General features: G+C 67.0%; 16 protein-coding genes. 12 read left to right on the top strand and 4 right to left on the bottom strand.

The genetic code is table 11. The features are described from left to right. The first annotated feature begins 16 nt into the window (after nt 1-16). Entirely contained in the window at nt 17-433 is a 417-nt protein-coding gene (locus ACZYW1_RS08890) for a DUF3151 domain-containing protein (protein WP_463785025.1), read from the top strand. Here ACZYW1_RS08890 and ACZYW1_RS08885 read toward each other — a convergent pair. Next, nucleotides 430-1,317 (bottom strand): cation diffusion facilitator family transporter, encoded by an 888-nt coding sequence (locus ACZYW1_RS08885; protein ID WP_463785021.1) that lies wholly within the window; start codon nt 1,315-1,317, stop codon nt 430-432. The genes ACZYW1_RS08890 and ACZYW1_RS08885 overlap by 4 nt on opposite strands. A 225-nt stretch (nt 1,318-1,542) precedes the next feature. Here ACZYW1_RS08885 and ACZYW1_RS08880 point away from each other — a divergent pair, with 225 nt between their 5' ends. Continuing rightward, nucleotides 1,543-2,757, top strand: a complete 1,215-nt coding sequence (locus tag ACZYW1_RS08880; protein ID WP_463785019.1) for an acyl-CoA dehydrogenase family protein — start codon at nt 1,543-1,545, stop codon at nt 2,755-2,757. A gap of 3 nt (nt 2,758-2,760) precedes the next feature. Further along, nucleotides 2,761-3,870, top strand: coding sequence for an acyl-CoA dehydrogenase family protein (locus ACZYW1_RS08875; protein WP_463785016.1), 1,110 nt, complete (start codon nt 2,761-2,763; stop codon nt 3,868-3,870). A 25-nt stretch (nt 3,871-3,895) separates the two neighbouring features. Here ACZYW1_RS08875 and ACZYW1_RS08870 read toward each other — a convergent pair whose 3' ends face one another. Beyond that, nucleotides 3,896-4,669: a site-2 protease family protein gene (locus ACZYW1_RS08870; RefSeq protein ID WP_463785014.1), complete on the bottom strand. Its 774-nt coding sequence runs from the start codon at nt 4,667-4,669 to the stop codon at nt 3,896-3,898. 57 nt (nt 4,670-4,726) lie between these two features. Continuing rightward, on the bottom strand, nt 4,727-5,338 hold the full coding sequence (locus tag ACZYW1_RS08865) for a peptidase M50 (protein WP_463785012.1): 612 nt from the start codon (nt 5,336-5,338) through the stop codon (nt 4,727-4,729). Nucleotides 5,339-5,443: 105 nt separating this feature from the next. Between ACZYW1_RS08865 and ACZYW1_RS08860 the strand changes: the two genes are divergently transcribed. The 7 genes from ACZYW1_RS08860 to ACZYW1_RS08830 all read left to right on the top strand — a co-directional run bounded on the left by ACZYW1_RS08860 (nt 5,444) and on the right by ACZYW1_RS08830 (nt 11,984). After that, a complete protein-coding gene (locus ACZYW1_RS08860; protein ID WP_463785010.1) occupies nt 5,444-6,742 on the top strand; it encodes an adenylosuccinate synthase in 1,299 nt (432 codons plus the stop codon). Then, entirely contained in the window at nt 6,739-7,380 is a 642-nt protein-coding gene (locus tag ACZYW1_RS08855; protein ID WP_463785008.1) for a PaaI family thioesterase, read from the top strand. The genes ACZYW1_RS08860 and ACZYW1_RS08855 overlap by 4 nt, the downstream gene beginning before the upstream one ends. Before the next feature lie 22 nt (nt 7,381-7,402). After that, nucleotides 7,403-8,623, top strand: a complete 1,221-nt coding sequence (gene purT / locus ACZYW1_RS08850) for a formate-dependent phosphoribosylglycinamide formyltransferase (RefSeq protein WP_463785006.1) — start codon at nt 7,403-7,405, stop codon at nt 8,621-8,623. Nucleotides 8,624-8,725: 102 nt separating this feature from the next. Beyond that, nucleotides 8,726-9,139 carry a rhodanese-like domain-containing protein gene (locus tag ACZYW1_RS08845; protein WP_463785005.1) on the top strand — a complete coding sequence of 138 codons (414 nt, stop codon included), beginning with the start codon at nt 8,726-8,728 and terminating at the stop codon, nt 9,137-9,139. Then, nucleotides 9,136-10,368, top strand: a complete 1,233-nt coding sequence (locus tag ACZYW1_RS08840; protein WP_463785003.1) for an O-succinylhomoserine sulfhydrylase — start codon at nt 9,136-9,138, stop codon at nt 10,366-10,368. The genes ACZYW1_RS08845 and ACZYW1_RS08840 overlap by 4 nt, the downstream gene beginning before the upstream one ends. 122 nt (nt 10,369-10,490) lie before the next feature. After that, nucleotides 10,491-11,645 carry a cellulase family glycosylhydrolase gene (locus tag ACZYW1_RS08835; RefSeq protein ID WP_463785001.1) on the top strand — a complete coding sequence of 385 codons (1,155 nt, stop codon included), beginning with the start codon at nt 10,491-10,493 and terminating at the stop codon, nt 11,643-11,645. A gap of 3 nt (nt 11,646-11,648) precedes the next feature. Next, nucleotides 11,649-11,984 (top strand): YnfA family protein, encoded by a 336-nt coding sequence (locus ACZYW1_RS08830; RefSeq protein ID WP_463784999.1) that lies wholly within the window; start codon nt 11,649-11,651, stop codon nt 11,982-11,984. Here the strand turns inward: ACZYW1_RS08830 and ACZYW1_RS08825 are convergent, their stop codons facing one another. Beyond that, nucleotides 11,985-12,842 (bottom strand): SDR family oxidoreductase, encoded by an 858-nt coding sequence (locus ACZYW1_RS08825; protein WP_463784997.1) that lies wholly within the window; start codon nt 12,840-12,842, stop codon nt 11,985-11,987. 411 nt (nt 12,843-13,253) lie between these two features. On the opposite strand from ACZYW1_RS08825, the gene ACZYW1_RS08820 reads away from it, so the two are divergent. Then, complete coding sequence (locus ACZYW1_RS08820) at nt 13,254-13,952, top strand: hypothetical protein (protein WP_463784996.1); 699 nt, start codon at nt 13,254-13,256, stop codon at nt 13,950-13,952. 60 nt (nt 13,953-14,012) lie between these two features. Continuing rightward, the gene (locus ACZYW1_RS08815) at nt 14,013-14,234 is read left to right on the top strand and encodes a hypothetical protein (RefSeq protein ID WP_463784995.1); all 222 of its coding nucleotides are present in this window, start codon (nt 14,013-14,015) and stop codon (nt 14,232-14,234) included. Nucleotides 14,235-14,239: the final 5 nt, after the last annotated feature.

Genomic DNA, 14,239 nt, shown 5'->3' with positions numbered 1-14,239 from the left:
CGGCACAATGAGGCGCATGACGCCGATGCATGATCTGTTGGGACCCGATCCGATCTTGTTGCCCGGTGACCCGGAAGCCGAGGCCCAACTGGAGGCCGGCGACAATCCGACCGCGGTCGCCGCGGCGCATCCATCGGCCTCGATCGCGTGGGCCGAACTGGCCGAGGACGCTCTGGCCGACGACAAGGCGATCACCGCCTACGCCTACGCGCGCACCGGCTATCACCGCGGCCTGGATCAGTTGCGCCGCAACGGCTGGAAGGGTTTCGGCCCGGTCCCGTTCGCGCACGAGCCCAATCGTGGCTTCCTGCGCTGTGTGGCCGCGCTGGCCCGCGCCGCCGACGCGATCGGTGAGACCGACGAACAAGCCCGCTGCCTGGATCTGCTCGACGACTGCGACCCGGCCGCCCGCGAGGGGCTCGGCCTGAGCTAGAAGTCGGGCGCGCACTCGGCGGTGCCGTCCGGCGGTTCGATCTGAATCGTCGCGTGGTCGAGGCCACGCGCGGCCAGCACGGCCTGAGCCTCGCGCAGCACCCGCGCCGAGGTGTCACAGCTGGCCAGGTGGGCGGTCACCATGTCTTTGCCGGGCACCAGGGTCCAGACGTGCAGATCGTGGACCTCGCTCACCCCGTCAACCGCCGCCAGCGCGGCTCGCAGGTCGTCGACGTCGATGTGGCTGGGCGAGGCTTCGGACAGGATCCGCAGCGCGCCGGCGGCCAGTGACAGCGCCCGCGGCAGCACCCACAGCGCGACCAGGACGGCGACCACGACGTCGGCGTAGGGCCAGTGGGTGGTGATGGTGACCAGGCCGGCGATCAACACGCCGATGCTCCCGACGGTGTCGGCGATGACCTCCATGTAGGCGCCCTTGACGGCCAGGCTCTGCGACGAGTGCGAGCGCAGCAGCAGCGCGACCGCGGCGTTGGTGGCCAGCCCGGTCAGGGCGACGACGACCATCGGAACGCCCGGCACCTCGGGTGCCTGACCGATTCGCCCGATCGCTTCACGCAGGATCAGCGTGGCCACGCCGATCAGCAGGACGGCGTTGGCGACGGCAGTGAACACCTCGGCGCGATGCCAGCCGTAGGTGCGCGACGGTGACGTGCTGCCGCGCCGGGCGAGGATCACCGCGCACAAGCCCATGAACGTGGCCGCGACATCGGTCAGGATGTGGCCAGCGTCGGCCAGCAGGGAGATGGAGCCGATCAGCAACGCGGTCGTCAGCTCGACGGCAAAGAACCCGCCGAGCAAGGCGGTGGCGATGGCGAGCCGGGGCACGGGTGTGCCCGGGTTCGCGTGATCGTGGCCGGCACCCATGGTTCGCAATATATGCGTCGTTACGCATGTATTGCAAGGACGGTCGCTGGTCGGCGGGACTTCGTCGGCGCCATTGACAGGGCAGGGCGCCTGTAGTTCAGTCGATCGAACTAGACAGGTGTCAAGAGCCGCGGGTCGTCGATGGCGGCGCGAGAAGGATCGAATGGGCTCATTGGTGCGGCGCGACGATGCGGCCGCCTTTGCAGGAAAGCGGGGCTGACGTCCGTGCACGTCGAATTCTCCCCTGAACTGGACGCATTCCGGCAGGAAGTGGCGGCGTTTCTGGATACCGCGCCAACCGCCGCGATCCGCGAGGCCGGCCGCAAGACGACCAGTGCCTTCGCACCGTTCGACGAGGTGATGGAATGGCAGCGCATTTTGCATCGACAAGGCTGGGCCGCCCCGGCGTGGCCGGTCGAATTCGGTGGACCCGGCTGGTCGGTCGAACAGCGGTTCATCTTTGCTGAGGAATACTGCGCACGGGACCTGCCGCCGCTGCTGCCGAATTGTCTGCAGATGGTGGGCCCGCTCCTGATGGAACTCGGCACGGCCGAACAGCAGGCCAAGTATCTGCCGAGAATTCTTGCGGCCGAGGACTATTGGACGCAGGGATATTCCGAACCCAACTCCGGCTCGGACCTCGCGTCGCTCACCTGCTCCGCGGTCGCCGACGGTGACGACTACGTCATCAACGGCAGCAAGATCTGGACGACGCTGGCCCACCGGTCCAATCGGATGTTCATGCTGGTTCGCACCAGCACCGAGGGAAAGAAGCAGCGGGGCATCACTTTTCTGCTGCTCGACCGGACCGACTACCCGGGTATGACCATCCGCCCGATCGTCGGTCTCGACGGCCTTCCCGAGCAGTGCGAAGTGTTCTTCGACGATGTGCGGGTGCCGCAATCCGGTCGGGTAGGGGAGGAGAACGACGGCTGGACCGTCGCGAAGCAGCTCCTGAAACACGAGCGGGGCGGTTCGGCGCAGGGCCCGTTCCTACGTCGGCGGGTGCGCTTGATCCGCGACGCCAGCACGACCGCCAGTGCGCCGAACGGTGGTGTGCTGGCCGACGATTCGGTCTTCCAACGCGACCTGGGCGAAGCCGAGGCCGACGTCGCGTCGTACGAGTACTTCGAGAAACTCGCGATCAGCGGGCATCCCGTTGCCGACGACCCGGCGTTCCCGTCGGTCAAGAAGACGATGGGCACCGAGCTGACGCAGAAGCTCTCGGTGTTGATGACGCGCGTCGCCGGTCTGGAGTCGCTCCCGTTGCAACACGAGGCGCTCGCTGTCGGGGCCACTCATCCCGCGCTGGGCGACGAGCATGACCTGGTCGCCATGCCCTTCTACCTGAACTCGCGTGCCACCACCATCTACGCCGGGACCAACGAGGTACAGCGCGACCTGATCGCGCGCAGCCTGCCGTTCGCGGGCAGGAGCTGACCGATGGACTTCTCCTTCTCCGACGAGCAGACGATGCTGCGCCGAAGTGTCTCTCAGTACCTCAGCCGGTCCTATGCCTTCGACCAGCGGCAGGACATCATCGGCTCCGAACGCGGGACCTCCGCGCAGGTGTGGCAACAACTTCGGGACTTCGGCCTTCTTGCGCTGCCCTTCCCCGAGGAGGTCGGCGGGTTGGGCGGATCGCTGACCGACATCGTCGCCGTCGCCGAAATTTTCGGTGAGCGTCTGGTGAGCGAGCCCTATCTTTCGTCGGTGATCCTGACTGGTCGCGCGCTCGCGACGGTCGTCGGGAATGACGCCGCGCGCAGCTGGCTGGCCAAGATCGCCGACGGCGAAGCGCTCGGAGCCTTCGCTCACGAAGAGGGGCGGGGGACCGCCGACCCGTCGCGGATCGCCACCACCGCCGTTCTCGGCCCGGACGGTTATCAGCTCAGCGGTGAGAAGCGGCTGGTGCTGGGCGGCGGAGACGCGCAGGTCTTGGTGGTGACGGCCCGGCTGCTCGGCGCTGGTCACGGCGAGGGTGAACTGGGCATCGTGCTGGTGGCCCCCGACGACCCTGGGGTGTCGCTGACGACGTACCGCACGATCGACGGACGCAAGGCCGCGAACTGTACGTTCGACGCGGCGCCGGTCACTCTTCTCGCATCCGATGCGGCGACGGCCATCGACGGGATTCTTGAAGGAGCCCTCCTCACGCTGTCCGCCGAGGGCGTCGGCGCCATGGGTGCGCTGGTGGACACAACCGCCACCTACGCGGCAACGCGGCAGCAGTTCGGGGTGCCGATCGCCACGTTCCAGGCGGTGGCGCACCGCCTTGCCGACATGAAGATCGCCCTGCTGAAGGCCCGTTCGACGCTGCTTTACACCACCGCGCTGGTGGAAGCGGCCAGCGCACAGGCGCGCGACATCTCGTTGCTGAAGGCGCAGGTCGGCCGCCTCGGTCGGGCGGTCGCCGAAAGCGCGATCCAGATTCATGGCGGCGTCGGAATGACCGACGAGATCGCGGTCGGCCATTACCTGAAGCGAATCCTGGCGATCGATGCGATGTTCGGCGACAGCGACTATCACTACCGGAAGGTGGGTGCGCGCTAGCGGGCCGGTGATACGCCCGGAACGGTCAGCGCCGCCAGAACTGCGTCAGCCCGGCGCCGGCCTGCCACAGCAGTCGCGGAACCCCGGACAATTCGAAGACGCTGTCGACCAGACCGAAGAACAACTGGTTCAGCGGCGGCGCGAGCAGCAGCAGGAACAGCAGCAGAAAGCCGTACGGCTTGAACTGCTCGAGCGCCCGCTGCGTCTCCGGGCTCAGGTGCGGCTCTAACGCGTTGTAGCCGTCCAGGCCGGGAATCGGCAGCAGGTTCAGCAGCAGCGCAGTGATCTGCAGGAATCCGAGGAACGCGATCCCCGCCCACAGCACTGTGTGCTTCGGGTCGAAGAACAGGTTGGTCGCCGCGAGCAGCAGCACAGCCAGCACGAGGTTCGCGGCGGGCCCGGCCAGGCTGACCAACGTGCGCTGCTTGGCGGACATGTACGACATCCGCACATACACCGCCGCTCCCGGCAGGCCGATCCCGCCGATCGCGGTGATCGCGATCGGCACCAGGATCGACCACACCGGGCTGACGTAGCGCCGCGGATCGAGGTCGAGGTAGCCGCGCAGCGCGATGTCGCGGTCGCCGCATCGCCAGGCGGTGAAGGCATGTCCGAACTCGTGCAGGCACAGCGACACGACCCAGCCGGCGATCACGAGAACAAAGACCGAGGCGTAGGCCAAAGGACCCACCTCGTCGCCCACCCAGTAGGCCAGACCGCCGCCGAGAATCGTTACACCGACGATGGCCAGGAAGATCGGACTGGGCCGCACCGACTGGTGCAAGTCACGGGCGCTCACTCGACGAAGCTACCGGAAGGAATCGACACGCCGGCTCCGCACGCCTCGCGGCGTTCGTCACCGGACGGCAAGCCACCCCTCCGTGTTCCGGTAGATCGTCGACCGGCGCGCCGCCCGCAACCCAGGCACCCCGTCGCGAACCACCACCACCGCGGGCCCACCGAGCTGCGCCGCGCGGCCGACCAACCAGCGCCGGCTCCCGGACACCCGCGCCCGCAGCCCGGGCAGCGCCGCCGTCGGCTCGACCGTCACCCCGGTGACATCGCCGTCGAACAGCACCTCGTCGTCGACGACGGCCTCGCCGTGCAGCAGCGGCTGATCATCAGCCGGACGCCAGACGGCCGACCCGACGATCACCGACCCGGTCTCGTCGCGAATCAGCGGTACCCGGAGGCCTGACCCGCGCAGCGCCCGGCGGGCCGCCCGGCGTCCGGACGGAAGGCGATAGGCCCGGGTTGCCGGCGTTCGACGCCTGGGCACGTACGCCACCTCGACGTCCAGTCGCTCGGCCCGCATCAGCCGGGTCAGCACCGACGCCAGGTCGGCGTCACCGCCGACCACCACCACCCGGCGCGCGGCGGCCAGGGTGGTCTCGACGTCGTCGGGGGCGCTGACCGTCAGCCCACGCAGCGCGCGCGGCACACCAGAGTCGAAAGTCACTACGACCACGTCTGGGGTATTCAGAAGCGTCCTCGCAAACGGCTGAGATAGTGTGGGTCACCGGCTGGACCACAATAAGCGGCCTTAATACGTGGGATTTAACAGGAGTAAGCCATGCCGGCAATCGTCCTGATCGGCGCCCAATGGGGTGACGAGGGCAAGGGCAAGGCCACCGACCTCCTCGGCGGCCGCACAAACTGGGTCGTTCGCTACCAAGGCGGTAACAACGCCGGGCACACGGTCGTATTGCCCAACGGCGAGAACTTCGCCCTGCATCTCATCCCGTCAGGCATCTTGACCGCCGGCGTCACCAACGTCATCGGCAACGGCGTGGTGATCGACCCGGGCGTGCTGCTCGACGAGCTCGAGGGGCTCGAGCGGCGCGGTGTTGATACCTCCGGGCTACTTATCTCCGCCGATGCGCACCTGCTGATGCCGTATCACGTGGCCATCGACAAGGTGACCGAGCGCTACATGGGCAACAAGAAGATCGGCACCACCGGCCGCGGCATCGGGCCCTGCTATCAGGACAAGATCGCCCGCATCGGGATCCGGGTCGCCGACGTGCTCGACGAAGAGGTGCTCACCCACAAGATCGAAGCGGCGCTGGAATTCAAGAATCAGGTGCTGGTCAAGATCTACAACCGCAAAGCGCTCGATCCGGCGCAGGTCGTCGAGGCCCTGCTCACCCAAGCGGAGAGCTTCAAGCACCGCATCGCCGACGCCCGGCTGCTGCTCAACAACGCACTGGAGGCCGGCGAGACCGTCCTGCTGGAAGGCTCGCAGGGCACGTTGCTCGACGTCGACCACGGCACGTATCCCTATGTGACGTCGTCCAATCCGACCGCCGGCGGCGCGGCGGTGGGCTCGGGTATCGGCCCGACCCGGATCACCACGGTGCTGGGAATTCTGAAGGCCTACACCACCCGCGTGGGCTCGGGCCCGTTCCCGACCGAGTTGTTCGACGAGAACGGCGAATACCTGTCCAAGACCGGTGGCGAGTTCGGCGTGACCACCGGCCGGCGCCGGCGCTGCGGATGGTTCGACGCCGTCATCGCGCGCTACGCCACCAGGGTCAACGGGATCACCGACTACTTCCTGACCAAGCTCGACGTGCTGTCCAGCTTGGAGACGGTCCCGGTGTGTGTCGGGTACCGCGTCGACGGCAAGGAGACCTCCGAGATGCCGATGACGCAGAGCGATCTGCACCGCGCCGAGCCGATCTACGAAGAGCTGCCCGGCTGGTGGGAGGACATCTCGGAGGCCCGCGAGTTCGACGATCTGCCGGCCAAGGCGCGCGACTACGTGATGCGGCTGGAAGAGCTTGGCGGAGCCCATATTTCGTGCATCGGAGTAGGCCCGGGTCGCGACCAGACCATCGTGCGTCGCGACGTCCTGGCGGCTCGCCCGTGACCGATTCCGAACAGCGACCCGACCAGCTCGATCCCGACTACGAGCACCACGGCGGATTCCCGGAGTACGGCGCGGCCAGCCCCGGGCCCGGCTTCGGGCGATTCGTGACGGCCATGCGGCGGCTGCAGGATCTCGCGGTGTCGGCCGACCCCAGTGACGAGCTCTGGGATGACGCCGCCGCCCGGGCCGAGGCGCTGGGCGAGCAGCTCGCGCCGTTCACGGCGTCCGAGGGAGTGGCTCCGGCCGGCCGGTCGCCGCAACTTCCTGGGATGGGCAGTCTGTTGCTGCCGCCGTGGACGATGAGCCGCTTCGACCCCGACGGCGTCGAGATGCGCGGCCACTTCAGCCGATTCCATGTCGGCGGTAACGGCGCGGTGCACGGCGGTGTGCTGCCGCTGCTGTTCGACCACGTCTTCGGGATGGTGGTGCACGCCGCGAACCGGCCGATCAGCCGCACCGGCTTCCTGCACGTCGATTACCGCAAGATCACCCCGACCGACACTCCGTTGGTGGTGCGCGGTCACGTCGCGGCGACCGAGGGCCGCAAGGCGTTCGTCCGCGGCGAACTGCTGGACGGGGAGACCCTGCTGGCCGAGGCCAACGGCCTGATGATCCGGTTGCTGCCCGGCCAGCCGTAGCGCCCCACCTATCCTGAGCATCGTGACCACGCCGCAGAACGAATCGACGCCGCAGCCGGGCGATGCCGACCGCCCGACGGTCATGCTGCTGGGCTCCGGGGAGTTCAGTCGCGAGCTGGCCGTCGCCCTGCAGCGGCTGGGCGCCCACGTGATCGCCGTCGAACGCTATGCCGACGCTCCCGCGCACGGCGTCGCGGACCAGGCGCTGGTGGTCAACATGGCCGACACCGATGAGCTGGGTGCCGCGATCCGACGGCTGCGCCCGAATTTCGTGGTGACGGCGTCCGACGCGGTGGCGTCCGACGCGCTGACCGCCGCTGCCGAGAGCGGTGCCGCGGAGTTCGTCCCGACCGCCCGCTGCGCGCGGCTCACCGCTGACCGGGAAGGCATGCGCCGGCTGGCCGCTGACGAGCTCGGCCTGCCCACCGCGCCGTTCTGGTTTGCCGGATCGCTCGACGAATTGCGCGCCATCGCCGACCATGCCGGCTATCCGTTGCGGGTGCAGCCGGTGGCTGCCGTCGGCGGCGAAGGGCAGTCGGTGGTTCTACTGCCGGAAGACCTCGAGCCGTCCTGGCAGCGGGCGGTGTCCGCCGGTGGGCGGTTGGCCCACAGCCGGGTGCTGGCCGAGACGCTGGTCGAGATCGACTTCCACGTCACGCTGCTCACGGTCCGCAGCGAGGGATCCACCGGGCCGACGCTGGATTTCTGCGCGCCGATCGGGCACGGCGAATCCATCGGCGACGTCCAGGAATCCTGGCAGCCGCAGGATCTCAGCCCGGCGGCGCTGGACGCCGCCAAATCCATCGCGGCCCGCGTGGTCAAAGCGCTCGGCGGGCGCGGCCTGTTCGGCGTCGAGCTGATGGTCCGCGGCGACGAGGTGTACTTCAGCGACGTCACCGCGAGGCCGTTCGAGAGCGGACTCGTCACCGTGCGCACGCAGCGACTCTCGGAATTCGAGCTGCAGGCGCGGGCCATCCTGGGACTGCCGATCGACACCATCATGATTTCGCCGGGCGCCGCCGAAGTCATCTACGCCGGCACCGACGGTTCGGCGCAGCGCCCTGGCCGCGGCAGCGCGCTGGGTGACGCGCTGCGCACTACCGAGAGCGATGTCCGGGTATTCACTCGCGATGAGTCTGAGGCACGGCGTCCGCTGGGGGCGGCCGTCGTCACCGCCGCCGACGTGGCCACCGCCCGCGGCCGCGCCCGGGATGTGTCGACCGCGCTGCGCAAGCTCTGGTAGGCCCTCGGCCCGTCGCCGGTGTCCCAGCCGAATGTGCGAGACTCACGCGGGTGAGCCGCGCCGGCGAAGATGGAGAGCGCAGGCGATGAGGAGGAGCGGCGCATGACGTACGCAGGAGATATCAGCCCCGAGCAGGCGTGGAAGCTGCTCAGCGACAACCCCGAGGCCGTGCTGGTCGACGTTCGCACCGAGGCCGAATGGCGGTTCGTCGGTGTCCCCGATCTCGCCGGCCTGAGCCGCGATGTGGTCTACATCGAATGGAATAGCCTCGACGGCAAGCACAACGACAACTTCGTCGCCGATCTGCTCGACAGTGTCCCGGCTCGCGACGACCGCCCCGTGGTGTTCCTGTGTCGCTCCGGCAATCGATCGATCGGGGCGGCCGAGGCTGCCACCGAGGCCGGCGTCGCGCCGTCCTACAACGTGATCGACGGCTTCGAAGGACAGCTCGACGACGAGCAGCACCGTGGCGGAAGTGGTTGGCGCGCAGTGGGTCTGCCCTGGAAGCAGACATGAACCCTGCTCAGCCGGAGGTGCCCTCGGTCCGGATACCGGAGCCACTGCCCGAGGGGGTCAGCCAGGCCACCATCGGCGTGCGCGGCGGAATCCTGAGGTCGCAGTTCGAAGAGACCTCCGAGGCCATGTTCCTGGCGTCCGGCTATGTCTACGGCTCCTCGGCTGAGGCGGAGAAGGCGTTCACCGGCGAGGTGGACCGCTACGTCTACTCGCGCTACGGCAACCCGACGATCAGCATGTTCGAAGAGCGGTTGCGCCTGATCGAAGGCGCACCCGCGGCATTCGCCACCGCCAGCGGAATGGCCGCGGTCTTCACCTCGCTGGGCGCGCTACTCGGCGCCGGCGACCGACTGGTGGCCTCCCGCAGTCTGTTCGGATCCTGCTTCGTGGTGTGCAGCGAGATCCTGCCGCGCTGGGGGGTCGAGACCGTGCTCGTCGACGGTGAGGACCTGGCGCAGTGGGAGCAGGCGCTGTCGGTGCCGACTCAGGCGGTGTTCTTCGAGACGCCGTCCAACCCGATGCAGTCGCTGGTCGACATCGCCGCGGTCAGCGAGCTCGCCCACGCTGCCGGGGCAAAGGTCGTGTTGGACAATGTCTTTGCCACTCCACTACTGCAGCAGGGTTTCCCGCTCGGCGTCGACGTCGTGGTCTACTCCGGTACCAAGCACATCGACGGCCAAGGGCGGGTGCTCGGCGGCGCCATCCTCGGCGACAAGGAGTACATCGACGGTCCGGTGCAGAAACTGATGCGTCACACCGGCCCGGCGATGAGTGCCTTCAACGCCTGGGTGATGCTCAAAGGCCTTGAGACACTGTCGATTCGAGTCGACTACCAGAACCGATCGGCACAACGGATCGCCGAGTACCTGGAAGGCCATCCGGCCGTGCGATGGGTACGCTATCCGTTCTTGACGTCGCACCCGCAGTACGACCTCGCCAAGCGGCAGATGTCCGGCGGTGGCACTGTGGTGACCTTCGGGCTGGATGCCCCCGACGGGGCGGCCAAGCAACGCGCATTCGAGGTGATCGACGGTCTGCAGTTGATCAACATCTCCAACAACCTCGGCGATTCGAAATCCCTTGTCACGCATCCGGCGACGACAACCCACCGCGCGATGGGGCCGGAAGGCCGGGCCGCCATCGGCCTGGGTGACGGGGTGGTCCGCATTTCGGTGGGCCTGGAGGGCACCGACGACCTGCTCGCCGACATCGACCGGGCGCTGGGCTGAGGCCCTCCCACGGTCGCGCGGGCCCGGCGCGACGCGCCCGCTTGGTGACAGCGAGATAACAACTGGCGCGACGCGCTCGTTGAATACCGGGAACCGCGCCTCGCGCGATTTATCGTCGCGATGTGTACCGCCGCACTGTTCTGAAGCTGCCGTTGCTGCTGGCGGCGGGCACGGCTCTGGCTCAAGTGCCACGCGCCTCCGCTGAGCCGCCACGCGCGTCCGCGGAGTCGAGTCGCTGGTCCTCTGATCGCGCCAATCGCTGGTACCAGGCCCAGGGTTGGCCGGTCGGAGCGAACTTCATCACCTCCACCGCGATCAACCAGCTCGAGATGTTTCAGCCGGGCACCTATGACCCGCGCCGCATCGACACCGAACTCGGTTGGGCCCGTTTGCATGGACTCAACACCGTGCGGGTTTTTCTGCACGATCAGCTCTGGGCTCAGGACGCTCGCGGCTTCCAGGCCCGTTTGGCGCAGTTCGTCGGGATTGCGGCACGGCATCGGATCAAGCCGCTTTTCGTGTTGTTCGACTCCTGCTGGGATCCACATCCTCAAGTGGGTCGCCAGCATGCCCCGACTCCCGGGGTGCACAACTCGGGTTGGGTCCAGGGCCCGGGTGCCGACCGCATCGACGACAAGAGCTACACCCGAACCCTGCAGGACTACGTCACGGGTGTGATGGGCCAGTTCCGCAACGACGACCGGGTCTTGGGCTGGGATGTGTGGAATGAACCCGACAATCCCGCGCCGCAGTACGCCAGCGTAGAGCGTGGTGACAAGCTGGACCGGGTGGCCGACCTGCTTCCCCAGGTGTTCACCTGGGCGCGCTCCGTCGACACGCGTCAGCCCCTGACCAGCGGCGTGTGGGATGGCGAGTGGGCAGATGCCGGTAGCCGCACGGCAATTCAGAACATCCAGCTGGCCAACTCCGACGTGATCAGCTTCCACTCCTACGCCGGGCCGTCGGCGTTCGAGTCACGCATCGGTGAGCTGACCCCGCACGGCCGCCCGATTCTGTGCACCGAATACATGGCCCGATCGCAGGGCAGCACGATCGAATCGATCTTGCCTATTGCCAAGCGCCACAACGTCGGCGCGATCAACTGGGGCCTGGTGGCCGGTAGGACGCAGACGTACTTCCCCTGGGATTCGTGGAAGCATCCGTACTCGGCGGTCCCCAAGGTGTGGTTCCACGATCTGCTGCGTCCGGACGGGACTGCGTTTCAGAACATCGAATCTCAGACCATCAGAAGCCTGAGCGCCGCCACGTTCGGCTGACGCATGGACGTCGCAAAGTCGATCGCGTTGTTCATGCTGGCCGCGCTGCTCGAAATAGGCGGTGCGTGGCTGGTGTGGCAGAGCGTTCGCGAGCATCGCCCCTGGATCTTGGCCGGGTTCGGCGTAATCGCCCTCGGGGCTTACGGTTTCATCGCGACATTCCAGACTGACTCGCAATTCGGCCGGGTACTGGCCGCCTATGGCGGAGTGTTCGTCGCCGGGTCGCTGGCGTGGGGCATGGCACTGGACGGTTATCGGCCCGACCGCTGGGATGTCGTGGGCGCGGCGGTCTGCCTGGCCGGCGTCGGCCTGATCATGTACGCCCCGCGCGGAGGCTGATCACTCGGTGTGTTCGATGACACCTGTCGCGTGCTGCGCGCGGTCCTCGTAGCTTCGGCGCGCGCCGGTGTCGAATTTGAGGAACACCGTGTCGTTGCCCATTTTCTTGTTGAGCCAGCGCCGGCCCCGGTCGGGCATCAGGGTCGCGACGGCCGCGAACGATTTACCCCAACTAGGGACCGATACACGGGATTTCGGCTTGTCGAGGACCTTGACGATTGCCGCGGCGATCTCGGACGGCTCGACCGGCTTCTGCGCGGATGACGGTGACGTGCCCGCGATCAGCTCGGTGTTGGTGAACGTGGGCAGCACCGCGGTGACGGTGACACCCTGCGGCGCGAACTCGTCAGCCATCGCGGTCGACAAACCGACCACGCCGAATTTTGTTGCTGCGTACACCACTTGACCGGGCACGGCCACCATGCCTGCCAGCGATGCGATGTTGATGATGTGCCCGCTACGGCGCTTGACCATGTCGGGCAGCACCAGTTGACAGCCGGTGAGCACGCCGTAGAGATTCACCTCGATCGACGACCGGATCGCCTGTGCCGATTGTTCGAGGAACGGGCCCACCGGCATGACGCCCGCGTTGTTGATCAAGACATCGATGTGGCCACCACCGTCGGCGCGGGCCTTGTCGAGGAAGGCCGCGAAGGACTCTTTGTCGGTGACGTCGAGGGGATGACCGCTCACCTGTCCCAGGCTGCTGATCCCTGCGACGGCGGTCTCCAGAACGTCGATGTCCCGGTCGCCGATGACGACCCGGGCACCCCGGGCCAACAACGCCTGCGCGGTCGCATACCCGATACCGCGCGCAGCGCCGGTGATGACGACGGTCTTGCCCCTGATGTTGTCCATCCGACGAACTTTACAGGTGTCAAGTCTGACGCGGAACCGTGCGATCAAGCCCGCCGGGAGAGCTGCCCAGCCAGGAGAAGCCGTCGAAATTCGGAACGGTCGTCACTGGTCAGCGCCGGATTGGGAACGCGGCGCAGCGCAGGGCCGTCCAAAGGACATACCGATCAGCAGGTCTGAGGCTGTCCAATAAGTCGGACGACCCAACTATTGCGCGGTTTCAATACCGTCTGATATTGCTTATGGATCAAACGATACCTAAATCATGAAACAGAGCGGATCTGCCGAAGTCCGGTCTGCTTCCGCAGAAAGGGGAGATCGATGAGGCCAATGTCTACGGGCAGCGTCGTCGGAGGTTTCTCCCTCGGTCGGAGTTTCAGCTGGCCTGATTCTGACATCGAAGGCACTCTCGTCGTGTCACAGCCGTCGATCGACCGGGATCTATGGGCGGAATACGCCGCGGGCGCCGTTCGCAGCTACAGCAAGCGTGGTGTCGAGTGCGCGCTCGATCTCGAGGCCTTGCGCAGCGGTGACGACACCATCATGTTCGCTGCGGTGGTCGATGACGCCGGTCATGTCGTCGGCGGTTACCGCGCGATTGCGCTGCGCTGCGCCGGTGACTCCCACGCTGTCGAAGAGTGGGCCGGCCAGCCCGGCCAGCAGGATGTGCGCGCGATGATCGCCGAGCGCGTGCCTTACGGGGTTCTGGAAATGAAGAGCGGTTGGGTGACCGATGCCGCCGACCGGAATCCACTGCTCACCACCGCCCTGGCCCGCAGCTGCTTCTACATGATGGTCATCCTGGATTTCCAGTACACGATGTGCACGGCCGCCACTCCGGTGCTGAACAGCTGGCGATCGTCCGGCTCGGTGGTTGCACCCGTCCCGGCGACGCCGTATCCCAGCGAGCAGTACCGGACCAAGATGATGTGGTGGGACCGGCGCGACTTCGTCAGCCACGCGCGGCCCGGTCAGCTGGCCAAAATCGTTAGTGAGACAAGGGATTTGCTCCATGAGCAATTCCGCCGCGGGCCAGTCGTCACCGACATCTCGACCTTGATTCCGTCCACCCCGGAACAACTCGTCCTGGCGCAGGCATTCGAGGTGGCGTAGCGATTGTCCGCCACCAAACAGACCCACGTCCCGTCCACCGAGCCCGCAGAGGTAACCACCATGGATAACAGCTCAGAACCCGTTTGGATCATGTTCGCCACCGACGTCGAGAGTCGGGATAAATTGGTCAAATTCGCCGGCGGGTCGCAATGGCAGGTAGACCCGAACACCGCGGCCTCGCTGATTCTGGTCGGCGCCGCCGAACGGCTGCCTTCGCCTCTCGAAGCCCCGGTGGTGCCGGGCGTCAACGGGATGTCGATGATCTCCCGCGAAAGCGCCTGATTTAC

It is taken from the genome of Mycobacterium sp. IDUB_36, from assembly GCF_055419225.1.
Note: the sequence above shows the minus strand (reverse complement) of the source record. Positions and strands in the feature narration are given on the sequence as shown.